This window comes from Polaromonas sp. P1_E3 (assembly GCF_056405935.1).
Genome location: NZ_JBFUBD010000042.1, coordinates 1 through 20,418, shown reverse-complemented (window position 1 = coordinate 20,418; position 20,418 = coordinate 1). Strand labels below are relative to the sequence as shown.

General features: G+C 62.6%; 25 protein-coding genes. 15 read left to right on the top strand and 10 right to left on the bottom strand.

Annotated elements, in window-relative coordinates:
- Nucleotides 1–207 precede the first annotated feature (207 nt).
- From AC1D0Z_RS08320 to AC1D0Z_RS08310, 3 genes are read right to left on the bottom strand one after another with little or no spacing between them, the layout of a single operon-like run.
- Nucleotides 208–795, bottom strand: coding sequence for a GNAT family N-acetyltransferase (locus AC1D0Z_RS08320; protein ID WP_477657776.1), 588 nt, complete (start codon nucleotides 793–795; stop codon nucleotides 208–210).
- A gap of 2 nt (nucleotides 796–797) precedes the next feature.
- Nucleotides 798–1,025, bottom strand: coding sequence for a hypothetical protein (locus tag AC1D0Z_RS08315; protein WP_477657775.1), 228 nt, complete (start codon nucleotides 1,023–1,025; stop codon nucleotides 798–800).
- Nucleotides 1,026–1,040: 15 nt separating this feature from the next.
- On the bottom strand, nucleotides 1,041–1,895 hold the full coding sequence (locus AC1D0Z_RS08310) for an AAA family ATPase (RefSeq protein WP_457282248.1): 855 nt from the start codon (nucleotides 1,893–1,895) through the stop codon (nucleotides 1,041–1,043).
- A gap of 135 nt (nucleotides 1,896–2,030) precedes the next feature.
- Here AC1D0Z_RS08310 and AC1D0Z_RS08305 point away from each other — a divergent pair, with 135 nt between their 5' ends.
- Nucleotides 2,031–2,684, top strand: a complete 654-nt coding sequence (locus tag AC1D0Z_RS08305) for a c-type cytochrome (protein ID WP_477657774.1) — start codon at nucleotides 2,031–2,033, stop codon at nucleotides 2,682–2,684.
- A gap of 19 nt (nucleotides 2,685–2,703) precedes the next feature.
- The gene (locus AC1D0Z_RS08300; protein WP_477657773.1) at nucleotides 2,704–3,318 is read left to right on the top strand and encodes a DUF4124 domain-containing protein; all 615 of its coding nucleotides are present in this window, start codon (nucleotides 2,704–2,706) and stop codon (nucleotides 3,316–3,318) included.
- Between the two features lie 235 nt (nucleotides 3,319–3,553).
- Here AC1D0Z_RS08300 and AC1D0Z_RS08295 read toward each other — a convergent pair whose 3' ends face one another.
- Nucleotides 3,554–3,988, bottom strand: coding sequence for a DUF1841 family protein (locus tag AC1D0Z_RS08295; protein WP_477657772.1), 435 nt, complete (start codon nucleotides 3,986–3,988; stop codon nucleotides 3,554–3,556).
- Nucleotides 3,989–4,181: 193 nt separating this feature from the next.
- Here AC1D0Z_RS08295 and AC1D0Z_RS08290 point away from each other — a divergent pair, with 193 nt between their 5' ends.
- The gene (locus AC1D0Z_RS08290) at nucleotides 4,182–4,403 is read left to right on the top strand and encodes a hypothetical protein (RefSeq protein WP_436156572.1); all 222 of its coding nucleotides are present in this window, start codon (nucleotides 4,182–4,184) and stop codon (nucleotides 4,401–4,403) included.
- 82 nt (nucleotides 4,404–4,485) lie between these two features.
- Here the strand turns inward: AC1D0Z_RS08290 and AC1D0Z_RS08285 are convergent, their stop codons facing one another.
- The gene (locus AC1D0Z_RS08285; RefSeq protein WP_477657771.1) at nucleotides 4,486–5,277 is read right to left on the bottom strand and encodes an IclR family transcriptional regulator; all 792 of its coding nucleotides are present in this window, start codon (nucleotides 5,275–5,277) and stop codon (nucleotides 4,486–4,488) included.
- A 122-nt stretch (nucleotides 5,278–5,399) separates the two neighbouring features.
- Here AC1D0Z_RS08285 and AC1D0Z_RS08280 point away from each other — a divergent pair, with 122 nt between their 5' ends.
- From AC1D0Z_RS08280 to AC1D0Z_RS08255, 6 genes are all read left to right on the top strand, one after another.
- On the top strand, nucleotides 5,400–6,116 hold the full coding sequence (locus AC1D0Z_RS08280; RefSeq protein ID WP_477657770.1) for a 3-oxoacid CoA-transferase subunit A: 717 nt from the start codon (nucleotides 5,400–5,402) through the stop codon (nucleotides 6,114–6,116).
- Nucleotides 6,113–6,763, top strand: coding sequence for a 3-oxoacid CoA-transferase subunit B (locus AC1D0Z_RS08275; RefSeq protein ID WP_477657769.1), 651 nt, complete (start codon nucleotides 6,113–6,115; stop codon nucleotides 6,761–6,763). The genes AC1D0Z_RS08280 and AC1D0Z_RS08275 overlap by 4 nt, the downstream gene beginning before the upstream one ends.
- A 32-nt stretch (nucleotides 6,764–6,795) precedes the next feature.
- Nucleotides 6,796–7,998, top strand: a complete 1,203-nt coding sequence (gene pcaF, locus AC1D0Z_RS08270; protein ID WP_477657768.1) for a 3-oxoadipyl-CoA thiolase — start codon at nucleotides 6,796–6,798, stop codon at nucleotides 7,996–7,998.
- A 162-nt stretch (nucleotides 7,999–8,160) separates the two neighbouring features.
- Entirely contained in the window at nucleotides 8,161–8,916 is a 756-nt protein-coding gene (locus tag AC1D0Z_RS08265; RefSeq protein ID WP_477657778.1) for a sulfite exporter TauE/SafE family protein, read from the top strand.
- A 209-nt stretch (nucleotides 8,917–9,125) separates the two neighbouring features.
- Complete coding sequence (locus AC1D0Z_RS08260) at nucleotides 9,126–10,016, top strand: adenylate/guanylate cyclase domain-containing protein (RefSeq protein WP_477657767.1); 891 nt, start codon at nucleotides 9,126–9,128, stop codon at nucleotides 10,014–10,016.
- A 152-nt stretch (nucleotides 10,017–10,168) separates the two neighbouring features.
- Nucleotides 10,169–12,415: a serine/threonine-protein kinase gene (locus AC1D0Z_RS08255; RefSeq protein ID WP_477657766.1), complete on the top strand. Its 2,247-nt coding sequence runs from the start codon at nucleotides 10,169–10,171 to the stop codon at nucleotides 12,413–12,415.
- Between the two features lie 84 nt (nucleotides 12,416–12,499).
- Here AC1D0Z_RS08255 and kefC read toward each other — a convergent pair whose 3' ends face one another.
- Nucleotides 12,500–14,338 carry a glutathione-regulated potassium-efflux system protein KefC gene (gene kefC / locus AC1D0Z_RS08250; protein ID WP_477657765.1) on the bottom strand — a complete coding sequence of 613 codons (1,839 nt, stop codon included), beginning with the start codon at nucleotides 14,336–14,338 and terminating at the stop codon, nucleotides 12,500–12,502.
- Nucleotides 14,335–15,111, bottom strand: coding sequence for a glutathione-regulated potassium-efflux system oxidoreductase KefF (gene kefF, locus AC1D0Z_RS08245; protein ID WP_477657764.1), 777 nt, complete (start codon nucleotides 15,109–15,111; stop codon nucleotides 14,335–14,337). The genes kefC and kefF overlap by 4 nt, the downstream gene beginning before the upstream one ends.
- A gap of 71 nt (nucleotides 15,112–15,182) precedes the next feature.
- Here kefF and AC1D0Z_RS08240 point away from each other — a divergent pair, with 71 nt between their 5' ends.
- Nucleotides 15,183–15,800: a nucleotide-binding protein gene (locus AC1D0Z_RS08240; RefSeq protein WP_477657763.1), complete on the top strand. Its 618-nt coding sequence runs from the start codon at nucleotides 15,183–15,185 to the stop codon at nucleotides 15,798–15,800.
- A 71-nt stretch (nucleotides 15,801–15,871) separates the two neighbouring features.
- Nucleotides 15,872–16,327 (top strand): MaoC family dehydratase, encoded by a 456-nt coding sequence (locus AC1D0Z_RS08235; RefSeq protein ID WP_477657762.1) that lies wholly within the window; start codon nucleotides 15,872–15,874, stop codon nucleotides 16,325–16,327.
- Nucleotides 16,328–16,356: 29 nt separating this feature from the next.
- On the opposite strand, the gene AC1D0Z_RS08230 is transcribed toward AC1D0Z_RS08235, so the two are convergent.
- From AC1D0Z_RS08230 to AC1D0Z_RS08220, 3 genes are all read right to left on the bottom strand, one after another.
- A complete protein-coding gene (locus tag AC1D0Z_RS08230) occupies nucleotides 16,357–16,677 on the bottom strand; it encodes a hypothetical protein (RefSeq protein ID WP_477657761.1) in 321 nt (106 codons plus the stop codon).
- A 186-nt stretch (nucleotides 16,678–16,863) separates the two neighbouring features.
- Nucleotides 16,864–17,346, bottom strand: coding sequence for a tRNA (cytidine(34)-2'-O)-methyltransferase (locus AC1D0Z_RS08225; protein WP_477657760.1), 483 nt, complete (start codon nucleotides 17,344–17,346; stop codon nucleotides 16,864–16,866).
- Nucleotides 17,347–17,411: 65 nt separating this feature from the next.
- The gene (locus AC1D0Z_RS08220) at nucleotides 17,412–17,990 is read right to left on the bottom strand and encodes a ComF family protein (RefSeq protein WP_477657759.1); all 579 of its coding nucleotides are present in this window, start codon (nucleotides 17,988–17,990) and stop codon (nucleotides 17,412–17,414) included.
- Between AC1D0Z_RS08220 and AC1D0Z_RS08215 the strand changes: the two genes are divergently transcribed.
- The 4 genes from AC1D0Z_RS08215 to AC1D0Z_RS08200 all read left to right on the top strand — a co-directional run.
- Nucleotides 17,989–18,165: a hypothetical protein gene (locus tag AC1D0Z_RS08215; RefSeq protein WP_477657758.1), complete on the top strand. Its 177-nt coding sequence runs from the start codon at nucleotides 17,989–17,991 to the stop codon at nucleotides 18,163–18,165. The two genes, AC1D0Z_RS08220 and AC1D0Z_RS08215, sit on opposite strands and share 2 nt — an antisense overlap.
- A gap of 114 nt (nucleotides 18,166–18,279) precedes the next feature.
- Nucleotides 18,280–19,182: a methyltransferase domain-containing protein gene (locus AC1D0Z_RS08210; RefSeq protein WP_477657757.1), complete on the top strand. Its 903-nt coding sequence runs from the start codon at nucleotides 18,280–18,282 to the stop codon at nucleotides 19,180–19,182.
- A gap of 164 nt (nucleotides 19,183–19,346) precedes the next feature.
- On the top strand, nucleotides 19,347–19,847 hold the full coding sequence (locus tag AC1D0Z_RS08205) for a DUF2244 domain-containing protein (protein WP_477657756.1): 501 nt from the start codon (nucleotides 19,347–19,349) through the stop codon (nucleotides 19,845–19,847).
- Nucleotides 19,848–19,992: 145 nt separating this feature from the next.
- Nucleotides 19,993–20,418 (top strand): cytochrome c oxidase subunit II transmembrane domain-containing protein (locus AC1D0Z_RS08200; protein ID WP_477657777.1); only part of this gene is annotated, 426 nt, incomplete at its 3' end.

Below are 20,418 nucleotides of genomic sequence, written 5' to 3'. Positions count from 1 at the left end.
GGCGGGGTAGACCCCGTCAAGGCTTTGCAACGCCGCGCAAGGCCTTTTTGATCGCAACCCGGAGGGAATGAGGTTAAAACGGCGCCACTCCGCGTTGCGCTCCTAGCGCAGACGCCCGGTCTGGGCGTCGTCGCACGCCTTGATTGGCGCCGTTTTAACCTCATTCGCATTTGCATAAATAGCGTTAACAGGCCCTGGGCGCGCGCGTCAGGCTCTTGGCTTGTCCAGCAGGTAGATCAGCTGTGCCTTGACTTCGGGCCATTCGCCGGCTGCGAGGCTGTACATCACCGTGTCGCGTATCGTGCCGTCGCGGCGCAGGGCGTGGCCGCGCAGCACGCCATCCTTGCGGGCGCCCAGGCGTTCAATGGCGCGCTGCGAAGCGTAGTTGAAGTTGTCGGTGCGCCAGCCGACGACGTTGCAGTCCAGCGTGTCGAAGGCGTGGCTCAGCATCAGCAGTTTGCAGGTGGTGTTGATGTGGGTGCGCTGGCAACGCGCGGCGTACCAGGTGTAGCCAATCTCGACGCGCTTGAGGTTCGGTACGATGTCGTGGTAACTGGTGGAACCCAGCACTTCGCCGGTGGCGGCATCGGTGACGGCAAAAGCCAGGCGGCTACCTGTGGCCAACGCGGTCTCAATGTAGTCGCGGGTTTCGTGAGGCTCGGGCACGGAGGTGATGCGCAGCTTCCAGAGCTCACCGTCGGCGGCCGCGGCTTTGAGGCCGGCTTCATGTTCTACGGCCAGCGGCACCAGGCGCACGCCTCGCGCTTCCAGGGTCACGGGTTCGACAAACGCCATGCTCAGTTTTCTCCCTCGGGTTTTTGCCGGTTCCTCCAGCGTCGGGCGATTTGCAGGCCCAGGCCGCCGCCCAGGCCCACCAGCACGATACCGGCGATGGCGCTGTTGCCGTAGCCGGCTTCAAAAATATCGAAACCGAGCAGATGGCCGGCCCAAAAACCGAGGAGGGCGCCGCCGACAAAACCGACCGCATCGGACAGGCCTTCGATCAACATGGATTTTTGACTCATGTGTTAACTCTGTATTCAGCGATTGTTGCGCTGCATGAAAACCAGCTTCTCGAACAGGGTGACGTCCTGCTCGTTCTTGAGCAACGCGCCCACCAGCGGCGGCACGGCGACCTTGTCGTCCTTGCTTTGCAGGGCGTCCAGCGGGATGTCTTCGGCAACCAGCAGCTTGAGCCAGTCGAGCAGCTCGGAGGTCGACGGTTTCTTCTTGAGGCCGGGCAGGTTGCGTACGTCGTAAAACGTCTTCATGGCCGCAGTCAGCAACTCTTTCTTCAGGTCGGGGAAATGCACGTCCACGATCTGCTTCATGGTGTCGGCGTCGGGGAACTTGATGTAGTGGAAGAAGCAGCGGCGCAAAAATGCGTCGGGCAGCTCTTTTTCGTTGTTGGAGGTGATGAACACCAGCGGCCGGTGCTTGGCCTTGATGAGCTCACGTGTTTCGTACACGTAGAACTCCATGCGGTCAATTTCGCGCAGCAGGTCATTCGGGAACTCGATGTCGGCTTTGTCAATCTCGTCAATCAGCAGCGCGACCGGCGTTTCCGAGGTAAAAGCTTGCCACAGCACGCCCTTGACGATGTAGTTGTGGATGTCCTTGACCTTTTCGCCGCCGTCCACGGTCGACAATTGCGAGTCGCGCAGGCGCGACACCGCGTCGTATTCGTACAGGCCCTGCTGCGCCTTGGTGGTGGACTTGATGTGCCATTGCAACAGCGGCAAGTTGAGCGCTTCGGCCACTTCCTCGGCCAGCATGGTCTTGCCGGTGCCCGGCTCACCCTTCACAAGCAGCGGCTTTTTCAGGGCTGCGGCTGCATTCACGGCCAGCATCAGGTCCTGGGTGGCGACATAGTTCTTGGAACCTAGAAATTTCATGTTCTTGGGGGGAGGAGGTGAAAATTGAAAGGGCGTTTGCGCGGGTTGCCGGCAAGGGGTGCCTGGCCACGGCAGGCCCAGATATAATCCAAGGTTGTTTTATACGATGAATTCCCACCTGATTGTGCGCGCAAAATGAATAAGCTGTTCACCACGATATTCGCCGTAACTGTCTCTTGCGTGACGGTTGCAAGCCTTGCCCAGGAGATCAAGGGCGATGCCAAAGCCGGCGAAACCAAGAATGCCATGTGCATCGGTTGCCACGGCATCAAGGGCTACCAGGCCTCTTTCCCCGAGGTTTATAAGGTCCCGATGATTTCAGGCCAGGGCGCCAAATACATCGTCGCCGCGCTCAACGAATACAAAAAAGGCGACCGCAAACATCCCACCATGCGCGCCATTGCCGATTCGCTGACCGACCAGGACATCGCCGACCTCGCCGCGCACTACAGTGCTGATGGCTTGTCGGAGCCGGCCAAGGCCGCCAAGGAACCTGGCGCCGAAGTCAAGGCCCTGCTGGCCAAGGCCAATTGCGCGTCCTGCCACGGCGACAATTTCAGCAAGCCAATCGACCCTGCGTACCCCAAGCTGGGTGGACAGCATGCCGACTACCTGTTTGTGGCGCTCAAGGCCTACAAAACCGAAAACAACCCCAAGGTCGGCCGCAGCAACGCCATCATGGCCGGCATGGCCAAGCAGTACACCAATGCCGAACTCAAGCAGTTGGCTAACTACCTGGCTTCGGTAGACGGCGACCTGAAGGTTGTGCCACAAGCCAAGTTCCGCTAAAGCTTCCCGCCTAGCCAGCATGCACAGGTACCTACGTCGCGTTGCGTTGCTGGCCGGCGCGATTTTCGCCATGCCCCACGCACTGGCCAACACGCACAAATGCGCCGATGAGACGGGACGCATCACCTACTCCGACCGGCCCTGTATGCAGGCCCCAGCTCCTGCGGTCGCAAAGGCGCAGCCCGCGCCTAACAAGGTCAGCGCCGGCGGCAAGCTCACCGAGCCGGTGGTCGACAAGCTGCTGCGTCACGCTTTGGAGCTGGGCAACCGGAACGACTACGAAGCGCAATGCGCTCTGGCGGCACGCGACCTGAGTTTCAAGGTGGTTGACCACACGGTCTCGCCGGCTTTGGTGGTGCAGGGTGGACGCAAGGAAATCTGTGCCCTGCAGCGCGATGCGGCCCAAGGCCTCGTGGCCGCCAACCTGCGTGCAGTCTTCAAAGTCGACAAGATCGCCATCAGCCTGAGCGCCGACGGTAGCCAGGCTGCGGCCAGCTATGAAACGGTCGTCACTCTGAGCGGGCCAGGCCGGGGCAGCATGTCCCAGCGCTGCAAGCGCGAAGACGTGCTTGGCCTCTACACCGGCGAAATTCTCTACCGGCGCGTGAGCGCCGTCTGCCAGGCCCTGGTCTAAGAACTTGTTTACGATCTAAACGGAGCCGCGCAAGCGCCTTCTCGGGATGGGATGCAAGGCGCGGCGCTTGCCCTCCAGGTTGAGGTGAATCGGGCGATTGAGCCACCCAGGCCCTTACATGGGCATTAGCCCATGCGGCGTGCCCGGTCGGGTCGGCCCACTCATCCCGATTGCATCCCAACGCGGCTTCGTTTAGATCGTAACCAAGTTCTAGGCACCGGGCGACGGTGGCGCTTTAGTCCGAGGTCGCTCTGCGCTGCACGCAGTCGATATACGCCCCGCCGTCGGGGGGCCGTCCTGCCCGCTGACTTTCCCAAACCATCTGCCCCAGGCAGTCCATGGTTTCGTGGTGTGCGTCGTGCAGGGAGTTGCGCCTGGCTGTCAGCAGCTCTACGGCCTGGCGAATTCCGCGCGGCTGGTCGATGGAGCATTGCTCGCTGATCGACAAATGCATGGACAGATGCAAGAAGGGGTTGGTCTTGCCCGCTTCCACGTCGTACATTTTTTCGAGCGCGCTGTCGGCGTCGGCAAAGTCCGCATGGTATTCGGGATGCTCTTCGATCCACTGGCTTGCTATGGTTTCGATAGCTTCCATCGGTTGACCGGCGCGGGATTTGGCATAAACAGAGCAAAAAAAACGACGTACGTCGGCTTGCGAGGGGGTGAACATGGCGAAAGATTATCACGCAGGCGTTTTCCGTTGCCTGCGTGGTGGTTTGCTAATGGGTGCTTGGGCCACAGCGCACGCTGGCTGCGTCCTACAGACAGGTTTGCTGCCCTTGCCTACATTACGAGGCACAGTGGCGCAGTTCCGGGGCAGGGCCATTCCATAACCATTCACGAGCCCGGCGAGGAAACCTCATATGAACGCAGCACGCATCACAGGCATTGTCCTGATCGTTTTGGGCCTGGCCGGCTTCTTCACCGGCGGCTTCAGCTTCACCAAAGATACGACCGCCGCCAAGCTCGGCCCCATCCAGCTGACCGTGAAGGAAAAAGAGTCGGTCAACATTCCCCAATGGCTCAGCCTGGGCGCCATCGTGCTGGGCGCCGTCGTCCTCGTCGTCGGCTTCAAGAAGTCATAACCCAAGCTCCGTCCCAAACAGCAGGAACCGTCCCCTTGAGGGGAGAACAAGCCACACGACGTGGGCCTGGACAGGGGTGTACCTAAATCAACATGCGTGAAATCGCATGCGCCGCCTCCAGCAGTTGCGGCAGCATGGTCTCCTGCATCGCCTTGGCGCTGGTGCGGTTGGCCTGGCCGCTGATATTGAGTGCGGCGACGGTCTGACCTGATCGATTGGTAATGGGCGCCGCCATCGAGACGAGGCCTTCTTCCAGCTCCTGGTTTACCAGCGACCAGCCTTGCTTGCGGGTCTGTACCACCTTGGCCATCAGTTCCTTGATGTCGGTCACGGTGTACTTCGTGCGTGGCGTCAGCTCTGACGCCTGCAGGCATTTCATGACCTCGGCGTCGGGCAGGGCCGACAGCAGCATGCGTCCCATCGATGTGCAGTAAGCAGGCAGGCGCGAGCCAACGCCCAGGCTGATGCTCATGATCTTGTGCGTGGGAACGCGCAGCACATAGACGATGTCGGTGCCGTCGAGCATGGCTGCCGAGCAGGACTCCTTGACCTCTGCCACCAGCGCCTCCATGACCGGCTCGGCCAGGTTCCAGATCGGCATGGAAGAGAGATAGGCGAACCCCAGGTCGAGAATGCGTGGCGTGAGGCTGAACAGCTTGCCGTCGCTGTGCACATAGCCCAGCGTTTCCAGTGTCAGCAGGATGCGGCGCGCACCTGCGCGGCTCAAACCGCTGCGCCCGGCCACCTCGGTCAGCGTTTGCCGTGGGGCCTGGGCGCTGAATGAACGGATGACTTCCAGGCCGCGGGCAAATGACTGGACATAGCCGTCCCCGGGCTTATGGCCGATAACAGGATTGAGCGCAGCGTTTGCCATGGTATCCAAAATCTCCTAGAATTCATTATACGAACACTTGTTCTTATTACGAACAATTTAAAGTTGGCAATTCGTCTGTTTTGAGATTTTCTGGGCAGGCCGCCGCAGCTGGAGACTTCTGAATGATCAACAAAATTGCCGCTTGCGTCGCCGACGCACTGGCGGAGGTAAAAGACGGCTCGACCGTATTGATTGGCGGCTTCGGTACCGCAGGCATTCCCAATGAGCTGATCGACGGCCTGATAGAGCAGGGCGCCAGGGACCTGACCGTCGTCAACAACAACGCCGGCAATGCTGAAACGGGCCTGGCGGCCTTGCTCAAGGCCGGGCGCGTGCGCAAGATCATCTGCAGCTTTCCGCGCCAGGCCGACAGCCAGGTGTTTGACGGCCTGTACCGCGGCGGAAAACTTGAACTGGAACTGGTGCCCCAGGGCAATCTCGCCGAGCGGATTCGCGCCGCGGGCGCAGGCATAGGCGCCTTCTTCTGCCCCACGGGCTACGGTACTGAGCTGGCGCGCAACGCAGACGGCACTGCCAAGGAAACCCGTGAGATCAACGGCAAGCACTACGTGCTGGAAATGCCGATCCATGGCGATGTCGCCCTCATCAAGGCCGAGCGCGGCGACCGCTGGGGCAATCTCACGTACCGCATGGCTGCGCGCAACTTTGGCCCGGTGATGGCGACTGCGTCAAAAAAGACGATCGCCACCGTGCATGACATCGTTGAGCTCGGTGACCTGGACCCTGAAGCCGTCGTCACGCCCGGCATCTTCGTGCACCACATCGTCAAAATCCAACGCACCGCTACACAGGCGGGCGGCTTCAAGAAAGCGGCATGACCATGGCCTATCAACGCCGCACCAAAGACCAGCTCGCAGCCCGCGTCGCGCAAGACATTTTTGACGGCGCCGTCGTCAACCTCGGCATCGGCCAGCCCACGCTGGTGGCCAACCACCTGCCGGCCGGGCGGGAGGTCATTCTCCAAAGCGAGAACGGCATCCTGGGCATGGGCCCGGCGCCAGCCGAAGGCGAGGAAGACTATGACCTGATCAATGCCGGTAAGCAGCCGGTGACGCTGCTCAAGGGGGGCTCCTTCTTCCACCACGCTGACAGTTTCGCGATGATGCGCGGCGGCCACCTCGACATCTGCGTGCTGGGCGCGTTCCAGGTGTCGGCCACGGGTGATCTGGCTAACTGGAGCACCGGCGAGCCGGGTGCCATCCCCGCCGTGGGCGGCGCAATGGACCTGGCAATCGGCGCACGCCAGACCTGGGTCATGATGGATTTGCTGACCAAACAGGGCGTGAGCAAGCTGGTGCAGYAATGCACCTATCCGCTGACCGGCATCGCCTGCGTCAAGCGCGTGTACTCCGACATCGCCACGCTGGAGTGCACACCGCAGGGCCTGAAGCTGATCGACACCGTCGACGGGCTCACGCACACCGAACTTGAAAAACTGGTGGGCCTGCCGATTGCGGCCGCCTGATCGTTGATCTCACTTCTTTCAAAGCACACACCATGACCCAAGCTTTTATCTGCGACGCCATCCGTACCCCCTTCGGCCGCTACGGCGGCGCCCTGAGCAGTGTGCGCACCGACGACCTGGGCGCGATCCCGATCAAGGCGCTGATGGCGCGCAACCCGAATGTCGACTGGCAGGCCGTCACCGACGTACTCTACGGCTGCGCCAACCAGGCTGGCGAGGACAACCGCAATGTGGCGCGCATGGCGGCGCTGCTGGCCGGCCTGCCCATGGACGTACCCGGCGCCACCATCAACCGCCTGTGCGGCTCGGGCCTGGATGCGCTGGGCAGCGCTGCGCGCGCCATCAAGTCGGGCGAGGCCACCCTGATGATCGCCGGCGGCGTTGAGAGCATGAGCCGCGCACCCTTTGTGATGCCCAAGGCCGAAAGCGCCTTCAGCCGCGCCAACGCGGTGTACGACACGACCATCGGCTGGCGCTTCATCAACAAGCTGATGAAAGAGAAATACGGCGTGGATGCCATGCCGGAAACCGCCGAGAACGTGGCCACCGACTACAAGATCAGCCGCGAAGACCAGGACAAAATGGCGCTGGCCAGCCAGCTCAAAGCCGTGGCGGCGCAAAAGGCCGGCTACTTCGACGCTGAAATCACCCCGGTGACGATTGCCCAGAAAAAGGGCGACCCCATCGTGGTGAACAAGGACGAGCATCCGCGCGAGACCTCGCTGGAAGCGCTGGCCAAGCTCAAGGGCGTGGTGCGGCCCGACGGCACGGTGACCGCCGGCAATGCCAGTGGTGTGAATGACGGCGCTTGCGCATTGCTGCTGGCCGACGAATCCACCGCCGCCAAAAACGGCCTCACGCCGAAGGCGCGCGTGGTCGGCATGGCCACCGCCGGCGTGGCGCCGCGCATCATGGGTATCGGCCCCGCGCCCGCCACACAAAAAGTGCTGGCCCTCACCGGACTCACGATGGCACAGATGGATGTGATCGAACTCAACGAAGCGTTTGCCGCACAGGGCCTGGCCGTGCTGCGCATGCTGGGCGTGCAGGACGACGACCCGCGCGTTAACCCCAATGGCGGCGCGATCGCGCTGGGCCATCCGCTGGGCGCTTCAGGCGCGCGGCTGGCGACCACGGCCGTCAACCAGTTGCACAAGGGTGGGGGCCGCTATGCGCTGGCCACCATGTGCATCGGCGTAGGGCAGGGCATTGCGGTGATTCTTGAGCGTGTCTGAGCCCGGACCGTGACTGGGTATCCCTTGCGCGCGGGTGCCTGAGGCGACCGCCATTGCATGGCCGGCCTGTGGTGAAATACATGTCTAGCGCCAGTTTGCTACTGTTTTGATAGCTGCTTGCGCCCGTCCCTTATGGGCCAATTGATGTTTTTCATTGAATCCATGGATTTCCCGCTGATCACCGATCCCTTTTTCTATGCCGTGGCGATTCCTGCCGTGCTGATGCTGGGTATCAGCAAAAGTGGTTTTGGGGCCGGCTTCGGGTCTCTTGCGGTTCCCGTCATGGCGCTGGCCGTCACGGTGCCGCAGGCCGCCGCCATCCTGATGCCCGTCCTGCTGCTGATGGACTTGCTGGGGTTGGCGGCTTTTCGCCGGGATTTCGATGTGAAGTTTCTGAAATTCCTGATCCCTTTTGGTTTGGTGGGAACCGTGGTGGGGGCGTTGTTGTTCAAGGTGCTGGACGCCAGGGTCGTGGCCGGGGTGGTGGGAATATTCACCTTGTTGTTTTTGGCGCAGCGCCTGCTGTTCCCGCCCCGGCCTGACAGCCCGCCGCCGCCGAAGTGGCTGGGCGCCATTTTGACGGTGACCTCGGGCTTCACGAGCTTTGTGTCTCACGCAGGCGGGCCGCCCCTGAGCGCCTATGTGATTCCCATGCGCCTGAGCCCGGTGAAGTTCACGGCGACCATGGCGGCATTCTTTTTTGTCATCAACCTGTCCAAGTGGATTCCCTACGCCTGGCTGGGCCTGCTTGACCTGCGCAACATGGCGACGTCACTGGTGCTGCTGCCGTTGGCTCCGCTGGGCGTGTGGATTGGGGTGCGCATGGCGCGCAGCATCAGCCCCGTGCTTTTCTACCGCCTCTTGTATGTCGGCATGCTGCTGACCGGGTGCAAGCTGCTCTGGGACGCTTTCCGCTAAACGGCAGTTGGACGGGAAGGGTTGCCATGCCAATGGCGCAATCTCTTAGCGGTATTTATCCCCTGCGTCTACTGCGGCTTGTGAAACCCGCCGCCGCCCCCGGGTTCTTGCGGGGGGCGCTGCGGACTTTTACCGGTCTCTTTGCTGCCAATTTCTGTGAGAATCGCTGGCATGAGAACAAGAACCGCGCACCGCGGCTAACGCCTTTCATGACCACAGTTGTTTTTGCGGACCTCGTAGGCAGCACCAGCATGTTCGAACGGCTGGGCGATGAAACTGCGTCGCATTTTGTGACCCAGCTGATCGGCGTGTTGAGCCAGGTTTTCCAGCAACACCAGGGGCGTGTGGTCAAGTTGCTGGGTGATGGGCTTTTTGTGGTGTTCCCCAACGAGGGTGACGCACTGTCTGCCTGCATCAGCATCCAGAAACGCCTGCAGGAAAAACCGATCAAGCCTGGCGGAAGCGGCGCGCCCGTGCAAATGCAAATGGGGATTGAATCGGGCGAAGTCGTTGAAATCGACGGCGACTGTTTTGGGGACACCGTCAACTCCGCAGCGCGGCTCGCAGACCTTGCGGGTGCGGCACAGATCCTCACAACCGAAAACGTCTGGAACGCCTTGTTGCCGGCCCAAAAAGCTTCCTTGCGAAGCATGGGCCCGATGTACCTCCGCGGCAGGGCCGAAGCCAGCCATGTCTATCGGGTCGAATGGCAGGCCGGCCGGGACGAGGATGCGACCATGGCCGGACGCTCAATGTTTTCTTCTCCGAGCCAGGCCTTCCTCGAGCTCAGTTTTGCGGAGCAAACCGTCAGGCTGGATGCGAAAAGCAGCAAACTGGCGCTGGGCCGGGCCGCCGATGCAGCGCTGACACTGAACGACCCGCGTGTTTCACGCATGCATGCCACCCTGGAGTGGCGTGGCGGACATTTTGTCCTGACGGACGCTTCCAGCTACGGTACCTGGGTGTATCTGGGCAACCAGAGTGAGGCTGTGGTGCTGCGGCGTACCGAGTGCTACCTGGTTGGCAACGGCCAGATCGTGCCGGGTTGCGAGCGCACCGATGACAATGCCCCGCTGGTCAATTTTTCCATCAGGACCTGATCTGCGTGAGGTGGTGTGGAAGTGGGATGCAGGCTTTTATGCCGCTTTTCGCTGCATGATGCAGGCTAGAATCGTTTTTTGTTTCAAGACGTAGCCCTTCTCCAGGCCCTGCAACCGGTTTTCCCGCCAGCTACGTCCATTTCCATTCCCCCATGAGTCTCAAGAAACTTGGCCGTTACGATCTCATCCGCGTCCTCGGCAAGGGGGCGATGGGGCTGGTGTATGAGGGGCGGGATCCCAATCTTGACCGCCGCGTCGCGATCAAGACCATCAAGGTCGAAAATCTTTCGGAAGAGGCTGCGGCAGAGTACGAAGTGCGCTTTCGCACGGAGGCCCGGTCTGCAGCACGCCTGCAGCATCCGCATATCGTCAGTGTGTATGACTCCGACCGTGACGGCGACATTGCCTTCCTGGTCATGGAGTTCGTCGACGGCGACGACCTCAAGCACCACCTGGACAAGGGCACCCTCTACACCCTGGAGCAGACCCTTGGCATCATGGGTGACCTGCTTTCGGCGCTGGACTACGCGCACAGGCAAAGCATCGTCCACCGCGACATCAAGCCGGCCAACCTGCTGATCGAGACCAGCGGGCGTGTCAAGCTCACCGACTTTGGTGTGGCGCGCATCCAGGATTCCGGTGAGGCCACCCGTACGCAGGGCTCCATGGTCGGAACGCTGAAGTACATGTCACCCGAGCAGGTGCAGGGCCGGCCGATTGATGCCCGTGCAGACCTGTTTGCGGCCGGCATCGTGTTGTACCAGTTGCTCACCGGGAAGCGGCCGTTTGACGGTGACACCGACTTCGCCACCATCCAGCAGATCGTCGGGCATACCCCGGTCATGCCGGGCGCATTCAATGCCCGGTTGCCCGCTGCGCTGGATGCCGTGGTGGCCAAGGCCCTGGCCAAATCGCGCGACCAGCGTTATGCCAGTGCCCAGGAGTTCCTTGCCGCGCTGCAGGTTGCGGCGCGCGAGGCGCCCGACATCTCGGTGGTTCCGTCCGCCGTGCCGCCGGGCCCCGGCAGCAATTCAACCTGGACTTCCACCATGCTGTCCGGCGAAGCGCTGGTTGACCAGCCGTCGGGCACCAGTGCCAACATCTCGGTCGTGACGCAGGAGCTGGAGCTCGTCTACTGGAAGGACATCAAGGAGTCCATGGACGTGGAAGACATCCAGGGCTTTCTGGCCAAGTTCCCGTCAGGCATTTATGCCGACCTGGCGCGCCGGCGGCTCAAAAAACTCGGTGTGCCCGGCGGGGAGGACTCCGACATCGGCCGGCGTCTGGGTACAGGCACGCTGATTGTTCCGCGTGCCGATACACAATCAGCCCCGCCAGCCCCTCAAGCGCCGGCCAGCGGATCCGCCGCCGGCACGGATACCGACATGGCCTGGAAAGCCCTGGAAGAGGCTGCGGCCAAGGCGCCTTTGTCGCCTCACGTGCCGGTGAAGCCCGCTGCCGATGACCCGGATGCCACCCGGCTGGGAATGCCCGCGGTTGCCGCAGCGGCCCAGTTACACCATGAGGCGCCTGACGCATCCACGGACTGGCCGGAAACCGTGTTCAGCGATGCGGCGGTGAGCCCGGCAGCACCAGAAGCGGCCATCACAGGGCTGGCGAAACAAGGTGCGGAAACAGCGGCAACTCCGAAGCCCGCCTTGGGCTCAACCGCGGATACAACCGGCGTTGGGCCGCTGCAAGCAAGGCGGGCACGGCGGCGCAGTCCTCCGGCGTCGCCTGGGCTTGCAAAACCGCTCGCTGAAGCACCCGTTCCTGTACCCGCCTATCGCTACCTGGTATGGGGCCTCGGGGGCCTGATCGCATTGGCCGTGATTGGCCTCGGATGGAAATCCCTTGCCGGCCGTGGCGCCCCGGCGGCCCCGGCTGCTGTACAGGCCGCACCCCCTACAACGGCCAAGGCCGCGACCGGTGCAGCGGTGGCCGCGCCCGCAGTTGCGGTTCCGCCTGCCGCGTCTGCGGCCCCTTCGGTGACAGCACCTGCAGCACAGACAGCGCAAGCTGTGCAAGCCCAGCCTGCAGCGTCAGCTGCAGCCTCCGGCGTGGCGAGGGCACCCTTGTCTGCAGCTTCCCGGGCCGCGCTTGCCACTGCGGCCGCCGCCCGAAAGGCTGCGCTGGAAAAAGAACGGCAGGCCAGGCAGGCACAGCCCAAATCTGCGGTGGCGGCTTCACCTTCAGCGGGCGACCATTCAGCGCCACCAGCCGGCGCAGCACCGGCCGGCAATCCGAAGCAAGCCTGCGAGGGCCGCATATTGCTCGGTTTCCAGATATGCATGTCAGAGCAATGCGCCAAGCCGGCCTTGGCCCAGCATCCGGCCTGCGTGGAACGGCGGGCCATGGAGCAGCGGCGGCGTGACGCCGAGCAACAGTCGAACAGGTAATGACCGCCCAACACCTTTTGGACAGGCAGGTGCTATAAAACTAATAGCTGCTTGCGCCCGTCAATAAAGGCCTGGAGCTGTTTTTTATTCGAATTCCTGGCCGCGCCAGGCAGCAGGCCGGCGCTGCGCCTGTTGCTGGCGTTCCTGGGCCAGCTGCTCTTCGAGCTGCAAACGTCCCTGGGTGGCCACGGCGATCACCTTGGTGCGGTCTTTGCGATGCGGGTACATGCGCTCAAACAGCTCAAGGTTGTGACGGCGAAAGCGCATGGCAGCCTGGCGCGCCTCATGCGGCGGCTGGCCCAGCAGCTCCAGCACCGTGCGCGCGCTGCGCAGGCTGGATTCGAACACCTCGCGTTCGACCTGCATCACGCCGCGGTCGCGCAGCGCATTCCAGTGCGTTACGTCGCGTGCGCGGGCGACGATCTGCATCTGCGGAAAATGCTCGCGCGCCAGGTCCACGATCTTGAGCGACTGCTCCATGTCATCCACAGACAGCACCAGGATTTTGGCCGTGGCCGCGCCGGCGGTGCGCAGCAGGTCCAGCCGCGTCGCGTCGCCGTAAAACACCCGGTAGCCGAAGGCCCGCACGGTTTCGACCATCTCCGCGTCGTGGTCCAGTACCGTGGCCGGAATGCCCTGGGCCAGCAGCATGCGGCCAACGATCTGGCCGTAGCGGCCGAAACCGGCAATGATGATCGGCGCCTCCTGCTGCTCGGAAATCTCTTCGAGCTGCGGCGTGTCGCAGTTGGCATAGCGCGGCAGCACCAGTTTGTCGACGGCTACCAGCAACAACGGGCTGAGCAGCATCGACAGCGCCACCGCGCCTATCAGCAGGGAAGCGGTTTCTGCAGAAAAGACATGCGCACCTGCAGCGGCCTGGAACACCACAAAGGCGAACTCGCCGCCCTGCGCCAGCAGCACCGCGAACACCGGGCGCTCCTGGAAGGGCAGCTTCATGAGGCGCGCCAGGCCGTAAATCACCACCAGTTTCAGGCCGAGGAAGCCCACCAGGATGGCGGCCATCAGCCCGGGCGACTTCCAGAGCACGCCAAAGTCGATGCTCATGCCGACGGCAATGAAGAAGAGTCCCAGCAACAAACCCTTGAACGGCTCGATATCGGTTTCGAGTTCGCGGCGGTATTCGCTTTCGGCCAGCAGCACGCCGGCCAGAAAAGCGCCCAGCGCCATCGACAGGCCGACGAACTGCATCAGCGCCGCGATGCCCACCACCAGCAGCAGCGAGGCCGCGGTGAAAATTTCGGGCGTGCCGCTGTTGGCGATCCAGCGCAGCAGGGGCCGCAGCAACAGGCGGCCGCCCAGGATGATGCCGGCGATAGCTGCTATGATTTTGATAGCTTCCAGCGCACGGCTGGTGTGCGCTACCGCCTCATTTTCTCCACCTATCGCGCCCAGCAGGGGCAGCAGCGCGAGAATGGGGATGGCCGCCACGTCCTGGAACAGCAGGATGGAAAAACCGGCCTGGCCGCTCGATGTCGGCATCAGGTGGCGCTCGCCGATGGCCTGCAGCGCGATGGCGGTGGACGAGAGCGCCAGCCCAAGGCCGGCCACCAGCGCAATCTGCCAGCTCACGCCAAATGCCATCGCGACGCCCGTGAGCAGGGCGGCGCAGCCCAGCACCTGGGCACTGCCCCAGCCGAAGATGGGCCGGCGCAGATTCCACAGGCGTTTGGGCTCCAGCTCCAGCCCTACCAGGAACAGCATCAACACCACGCCAAACTCGGCGAAGTGAAGGATGTCCTGCACATTGGTGACCAGGCCCAGGCCCCAGGGACCTATGGCGATGCCGGCGGCGAGGTAGCCGATGATGGAGCCGAGGCCGAGTTTTTTGGCCAGCGGCACGGCAATGACGGCAGCGGCCAGGTAGATAAAGCTGTTGGTCAGCCAGGCGGGTGCGTGTGTCATGCGGCCCCCACGCTTTTCACTTCGTGTAATGCGCTGCCCCCCGAGGGGGCTAATTTTCCTTGGGGCGGCCCGGCGGAAAATTGGCTCTCGGCTTTGGCGTGGTCAGTGTGCTCCACTGGCCGATCCTTCATCGGCACCACGCAGGCGGCGCATTGCTCCAGGTCTTCCAGTTCAGGCCAGTCGGGGTAGCTTTGCAGGCGCTGGCGGAAGGTTGCGATGTGATCGGCAACGGTTTGCCTGTCAACGCTGTGGGCGCCGTGCAACACCAGAGGCGGCAAAAAACGCATACCGCATAGCGCGGCGCTTTGCTCGTACGGCGGCAGGAAGGCATCAAAAAAGTAGCGGTTGTAGCCTTGCGGGTGGTACGACGTTTCCGGGCCGCCCGTGGTGGCGACCAGCCACAGGTCCTTGCCCTGCAGTGCCCGGCCTTTTGCGCCTTCCTCCTCACCTTCGCCGTAGGCCCAGCCGTAGGTGAGTACATCGTCCAGCCAGAGCTTTTGCAGCGCGGGCATCGAGTACCAGTGCAGGGGGTGGAGCAGCACCACCAGTTGCGCGCGTTCCAGGGCGGCCTGCTCTTTGGGAACGTCGATGGCGTAGTCGGGATAGCTTGAGTACAGGTCCTGCACCTGGACCCGGGGCAGGGCCTTCGCAGCCTCCATCAGCGGACGGTTGACCCGCGATTCGCGCCAGGCCGGATGCGCTGCAATGACATAAATGTCAGGATTTGCTGTGTTGTTGGCAGGTTGATCCGTGGTTGTGAGAACTGTGTCCATGCCGTTACCATAGCGGAAAAGCAAGACCAAGAGTTCCCAGGAACGACAAGTTCCAAACCGAGGAGATTCGCATGCCCGTGGTTGTGATCGCCAATCCGAAGGGGGGCGTCGGCAAAACGACGCTGGCCACCAACGTTGCCGGATACTTTGCCAGCCAGGGCCATGCGGTCATGCTGGGAGATGCCGACCGGCAGCAGTCTTCACGGTTGTGGCTGGGGCTGCGGCCGCCCGCCGCCCGGCCGATTGCCACCTGGGATGTGAATGCTGACCTGATCGTCAAACCCCCCAAGGGCACGACGCATGTGGTGCTCGACACGCCCGGCGGGTTGCATGGCTCGCGCTTTAACGATGTCCTGAAGCTGGCCGACAAGGTCATCGTGCCGCTGCAGCCCAGCGTCTTCGACATCTTTGCCACGCGCACCTTCCTGGACCAGCTGGCTGAACACAAGCACGCCGGCAAGATGCAGGTGGGCATTGTCGGGATGCGCGTGGATTCACGCACGATTGCCGCCGRCAAGCTGCGCAGCTTCGTCGAAGGCCTGGGTTTGCCGGTGCTGGGCTACCTGCGCGATACGCAGAACTACATTCACCTGGCTGCGCGCGGACTGACGGTGTTTGACGTGGCACCCAGCCGTGTTGAAAAAGACATGGAACAGTGGCAGGGCATCTGCCGGTGGCTTGACCGTTGAATCTCTGAGCATCGCGCCGGTTTGTCGCTGAGCCGACATGCCGTGCCCCTATGTGTCGCTACAGTGGCGGCATGAAAACCTTCGAAACCCTGGCCGACCTGGCCGCCTGCACCGGCCAGGAAGTCGCCGTCAGCGACTGGATCACCATCACGCAGCAACAGGTCAACCTGTTTGCCGAAGCGACGGGCGACCACCAGTGGATTCATGTGGACGCGGAAAAGGCGGCGGCCGGCCCGTTCGGCGGGCCGATTGCCCATGGGTTCCTGACCTTGTCGCTGCTGCCGCGGTTTTTCGAGTCGTCATTTGAGATTACCGGCTCGCGCATGGGAGTGAATTACGGGCTCAACAAGGTGCGGTTTACCGCGCCCGTGCCCGTCGGCAGTCGTCTGCGGGCACGCATGAAACTGCTGGCGACCCAGGCCATTGACAACGCCGGCATGCAGATGACCTGGGAAGTGACTGTGGAGCGCGAAGGTTCGCCCAAGCCGGTGTGCGTGGCGGAGTCGCTGGTGCGGCGATACCCCTGAAGAGGACCGGTGGGGCGCCGCGAACGGGCTTAGATGCGTGTCAGCTGGCTGGCCGGCAGCCAGCCCTCAAACACACCGATCAGACCGTTGATGCGTTCGGCCGCTTCGGCTTGGTTGTGGGCGTGCGCGATGCACTGGTGAAGGTCGCTGCGGAGCAGCCACAGGTCGGAAGGGGTTTTGGCCAGGTTGATCTTGTAGATCACCCGCGGGGTCCGCGGGTCCTCGCAGTCATGCAGGAGGGTGCGCAGGCTTTCCTGGATCTGCTCGACCGAGAGCCGGTTGGCTGTGTTGGCGGTGCTGGAAAGACGGGACGTGCTTTTGCCGAAAATACGCTGGATGACCATATTCACTGTGTTTTCCTTCCAGTCTTGTGGACTGGGCGGTGGGAGGGATAACGCAGGAAAGGCCGGGTAGTGACAATCCGCACGTCTGGCCTGCAGCAGAAACTTCAGGCTTGAAGTATTGGAGTTTAKGGTTTTTACCTAGATCGTGGCAAGGGGGGCTGGCCCAAAGGTTGGCAAAAGCGGACTTATGTCTCATCCGGGCATGCCGGGCGCCCCTGAAAACCCGTTCTGCCGCCAGGCCTCAAACACGGTAACAGCCACGGTATTGGAGAGGTTCAGGCTGCGCTGGCCCGGCAGCATGGGAACTTTGAGGCGTTGCGATGGCGCAAAGGATTCGCGTAACTCCGGCGCCAGGCCGCGGGTTTCGGCGCCGAAAACCAGCCAGTCACCCGGCAGGAAGCGCGCGTCATAAACGCTGCCCGAGCCGTGTGTGGTCATGGCGAACAGTCGTGCCGGGGGTGGTTGCTCACTTTCGAGAAAGGCCTGCCAGCTGATATGCCGCAGCACCTTGGCGTACTCGTGGTAATCCAGCCCTGCGCGGCGCATGTGTTTGTCGTCCATCGAAAACCCCAGCGGCTCGACCAGGTGCAGCCGGCAACCGGTGTTGGCCGCCAGCCGGATGACGTTGCCGGTGTTGGGGGGGATTTCAGGCTCGACCAGAACGATATTGAACATGACTGGATTGTCGTGTGACCGGCGCAGGTTTTCTGCCGGACCGCCAGCTTCCCGCGTGGGGGCAGTTATTCGGTTCGCGCGAGCACGACAGCAGTCACGTGAGCGGCGCCTGCATCCCGCAAAGCCTGCGCGGCCGTGTACAGCGAGGCGCCACTGGTCATCACGTCGTCTACCAGCACCACATGCCGCCCCTGCAGTTCTGCGGTGCGTAGCGGATCCACCTGGAAAGCGCCCTTGACATTGGCCAGCCGGTCCTTGCGTTTGAGCTGGCTTTGGGCGCGTGTATGCCTCACCCGCAGCAGCAGCCCGGCATCGGTTCGGGCCTGCGTGCCGGTTTCCCGGGCCAGCGCCACGCACATCTCCCAGGCCTGGTTGAAGCCGCGCTCCTGCAGGCGCTCAGCAGACAGCGGTACCGGAACAATCCGGTCGCCGGGGTTGAGTCCGGCCATGAGCGCAGCAACGCCCGGCGACTGGACCAGCAGGTGGGCAAAAAAGGCGGCCCAGCCATGCTGTTCGCCGAATTTGTAGCCCGCAATCAGCGCCGACCAGGGATAGGCATAGTGCACGGCGGCAAAGGCACCGTCCAGCGGTGGCGGGTGGCTGACGCAGGCGCCGCACAGCTGCGGCCCGGTCCGAAGCCCCATGGACAGGTCTGTGGGCAATGCGAGGGCACAGCGGGTGCAGCGCGCCACGGCAGAGGAAAAACGGGCGACACAAGCACCGCAGACCTGGCGCGCCGGCCAGCTGCGGCAAACAGCGCACTGGCTGGCGAAGCCCGGCAAACCGCCGGGGCGGCCGTTCGGCCAGGACAGGAATTGAGCGGGAGCAAGCAGGCGTGTGAACACCGTGTCAATATACTCGCGTACCTTTTGCTCGCGTATCTCTTGCCCGCTTTGGCATGCTCCGCGTGCTCCCCCGCTCATTGATGCTTCCATGACCTCTACCCAGCGCCCGCCCACGCTCGACCCGACCGCTGTCAGCCGCTGGGACCGCACCGCTCCGATGGCTTCGCCGTGGCTGCATGAAGAAGTGGCGCGGCGCATGATGGACCGGTTGCAGTGGATCAAGCTCCAGCCGAATACGTGGGTGCATTGGGGCGCACTGCGCGGCGGCCTCCAGGCGCAGGAGAAACTGGCCGGGGTCTACCCGAAATCCAGGTGTTTTGTGGTTGAAGCCGGCTATGGCCGTGCGCAAGCAGCTATTAAAAAGATAGCATACCCGTGGTGGCGTCTGCGCCGGTGGCTGGCGGCTCCCGTGCGCTTTGAAGCGCCTTCTCCGGGAACTGCCGACATGCTGTGGGCCAACATGGCGCTGCATGAATCGGCCGATCCGCAAGCCCTGCTGGCGCGCTGGCACCAGATGCTGAAGGTCGACGGTTTCCTGATGTTTTCCTGCCTGGGTCCCGATACCGCGAAGGAATTGCGCGAGGTGTATGCACAGCTGGGCTGGCCGCCTGCGGGGCATGAGCTGACCGACATGCATGACTGGGGTGACATGCTGGTGCAAACAGGGTTTGCCGAACCGGTGATGGACATGGAGCGCATTACGCTGACCTATGCGACCCCGGCGCGGCTCCTGGAAGACATCAGGGAGCTCGGCCGCAATTTCCACCCGGCACGGTTTCCTGCCCTGAGGGGGCGGGCCTGGAAGGCAAAGCTTGAAGCTGCGCTTTCCCGTCATCTGGTCAAGGGCGAGGACGGAAGGCTTTCCCTCACCTTTGAGATCATTTATGGCCATGCGCTCAAAGCGCCCCCGCGGATCAAGGTCAGCCCGCTCAGCGCGGTGTCCGTCGCCGATATGCGCAGCATGCTGCAGGGCCAGCGTTCAGCCGACTAGCCGGAAGGTGTTGCGCAGGTGCCCGCAATCCCCGGGCTGGAGGGGTTTTCAGAGGGGCGGCAGGGCAAACCCGGCTACAATTCGAAGCTGAATTTTGGGTATGTTCCCAAGCCTCATGCGGTGAATGCCCAGGCATCAGCCGCAGTTTTTTCGAGGGTTGCCACATGCTGCAGCCAGCACCAGCGTTTCGTTTTGCCACCTTGCCCGCACAGGGCGCCCACAGCCACGACGCTGTGCTGTGGCTTCTCAAGCGTCACTGTTCACTCACACCGGCCCAGCTGGGCTGGCTGTATGTGTCGCTGTGCGGTGTTTCATTGGGCATTGCCGGGTTTTTCTGGCTGCAGGGTGCCACCATGGTGATGCCTTTTGCCTGGATTGAGCTGGTGGCGGTGGGGGCTGCTTTTGTGGTGTATGCCCGGCATGCGGGGGACGGTGAAAAAATCGTCCTCCAGGGCGGGCGGCTGGTGGTAGAGCTGGAAACGGCAGGGCGCACGGAGCGGGCTGAATTCAACCGCGAGTGGGTCCGGATCGAGCCCAAGGATGGGGATGGATCGCTGATTGAAGTGTCGGGGCAGGGACGGTCTGTCCGGGTGGGGCGGCATGTGCGGCCTGAGCTGCGGCCCGCGCTGGCCCGCGAGATTCGCATGGCGTTGCGCAGCAGCTGACAGCCCCTGAAAGACTTGTGTCAGTTCAGGCGGCGGCGGGGAGTCCGCCGCTAACTTTATAATCAGCAGGTTAATTTGGTCGGTAACGTCGGTAATTGAAGCAGAAAAAGTGATCACGATGAACGTAAGCAACACCATGAGCAAAATGACACGGCTTGGCATGCAGCATGCAGGCGCAATTCTGGCATCTGCGGCCGCCTGGGTCAGCACCGCCGCTTACGCAGTCAATGACCTGAAAGGCGGACCGGCCGTCAATCAGCTGAACCTGCACCCCGCTGCCACCAAGATTGCTGCCGAGCAGCAGTGGCTGCACTGGTTCATGATGGCCATCTGCCTCGTGATTTTCGTGGCTGTTTTTGGGGTGATGTTTTATTCCATCCTGAAGCACCGCAAGTCGGTCGGCCACAAGTCGGCCAATTTCCACGAATCCACCGCAGTGGAAATCGCCTGGACCATCGTTCCTTTCATCATCGTGATCGCCATGGCCCTTCCGGCCACCAAGGTGCTGGTCGCCCAGAAGGACACTACCGCCGCCGACCTCACCATCAAGGCCACCGGCATCCAGTGGAAG

What these genes read in the sequence shown, in the direction of transcription:
- AC1D0Z_RS08320 (WP_477657776.1), bottom strand. Translation starts at nt 795, where the DNA reads ATGGCGTTTGTCGAACCCGTGACCCTGGAAGCGCGAGGCGTGCGCCTG.
- AC1D0Z_RS08315 (WP_477657775.1), bottom strand. Translation starts at nt 1,025, where the DNA reads ATGAGTCAAAAATCCATGTTGATCGAAGGCCTGTCCGATGCGGTCGGT.
- AC1D0Z_RS08310 (WP_457282248.1), bottom strand. Translation starts at nt 1,895, where the DNA reads ATGAAATTTCTAGGTTCCAAGAACTATGTCGCCACCCAGGACCTGATG.
- AC1D0Z_RS08305 (WP_477657774.1), top strand. Translation starts at nt 2,031, where the DNA reads ATGAATAAGCTGTTCACCACGATATTCGCCGTAACTGTCTCTTGCGTG.
- AC1D0Z_RS08300 (WP_477657773.1), top strand. Translation starts at nt 2,704, where the DNA reads ATGCACAGGTACCTACGTCGCGTTGCGTTGCTGGCCGGCGCGATTTTC.
- AC1D0Z_RS08295 (WP_477657772.1), bottom strand. Translation starts at nt 3,988, where the DNA reads ATGTTCACCCCCTCGCAAGCCGACGTACGTCGTTTTTTTTGCTCTGTT.
- AC1D0Z_RS08290 (WP_436156572.1), top strand. Translation starts at nt 4,182, where the DNA reads ATGAACGCAGCACGCATCACAGGCATTGTCCTGATCGTTTTGGGCCTG.
- AC1D0Z_RS08285 (WP_477657771.1), bottom strand. Translation starts at nt 5,277, where the DNA reads ATGGCAAACGCTGCGCTCAATCCTGTTATCGGCCATAAGCCCGGGGAC.
- AC1D0Z_RS08280 (WP_477657770.1), top strand. Translation starts at nt 5,400, where the DNA reads ATGATCAACAAAATTGCCGCTTGCGTCGCCGACGCACTGGCGGAGGTA.
- pcaF (WP_477657768.1), top strand. Translation starts at nt 6,796, where the DNA reads ATGACCCAAGCTTTTATCTGCGACGCCATCCGTACCCCCTTCGGCCGC.
- AC1D0Z_RS08265 (WP_477657778.1), top strand. Translation starts at nt 8,161, where the DNA reads ATGGATTTCCCGCTGATCACCGATCCCTTTTTCTATGCCGTGGCGATT.
- AC1D0Z_RS08260 (WP_477657767.1), top strand. Translation starts at nt 9,126, where the DNA reads ATGACCACAGTTGTTTTTGCGGACCTCGTAGGCAGCACCAGCATGTTC.
- AC1D0Z_RS08255 (WP_477657766.1), top strand. Translation starts at nt 10,169, where the DNA reads ATGAGTCTCAAGAAACTTGGCCGTTACGATCTCATCCGCGTCCTCGGC.
- kefC (WP_477657765.1), bottom strand. Translation starts at nt 14,338, where the DNA reads ATGACACACGCACCCGCCTGGCTGACCAACAGCTTTATCTACCTGGCC.
- kefF (WP_477657764.1), bottom strand. Translation starts at nt 15,111, where the DNA reads ATGGACACAGTTCTCACAACCACGGATCAACCTGCCAACAACACAGCA.
- AC1D0Z_RS08235 (WP_477657762.1), top strand. Translation starts at nt 15,872, where the DNA reads ATGAAAACCTTCGAAACCCTGGCCGACCTGGCCGCCTGCACCGGCCAG.
- AC1D0Z_RS08225 (WP_477657760.1), bottom strand. Translation starts at nt 17,346, where the DNA reads ATGTTCAATATCGTTCTGGTCGAGCCTGAAATCCCCCCCAACACCGGC.
- AC1D0Z_RS08215 (WP_477657758.1), top strand. Translation starts at nt 17,989, where the DNA reads ATGGACAGGTCTGTGGGCAATGCGAGGGCACAGCGGGTGCAGCGCGCC.
- AC1D0Z_RS08220 (WP_477657759.1), bottom strand. Translation starts at nt 17,990, where the DNA reads ATGGGGCTTCGGACCGGGCCGCAGCTGTGCGGCGCCTGCGTCAGCCAC.
- AC1D0Z_RS08210 (WP_477657757.1), top strand. Translation starts at nt 18,280, where the DNA reads ATGACCTCTACCCAGCGCCCGCCCACGCTCGACCCGACCGCTGTCAGC.
- AC1D0Z_RS08205 (WP_477657756.1), top strand. Translation starts at nt 19,347, where the DNA reads ATGCTGCAGCCAGCACCAGCGTTTCGTTTTGCCACCTTGCCCGCACAG.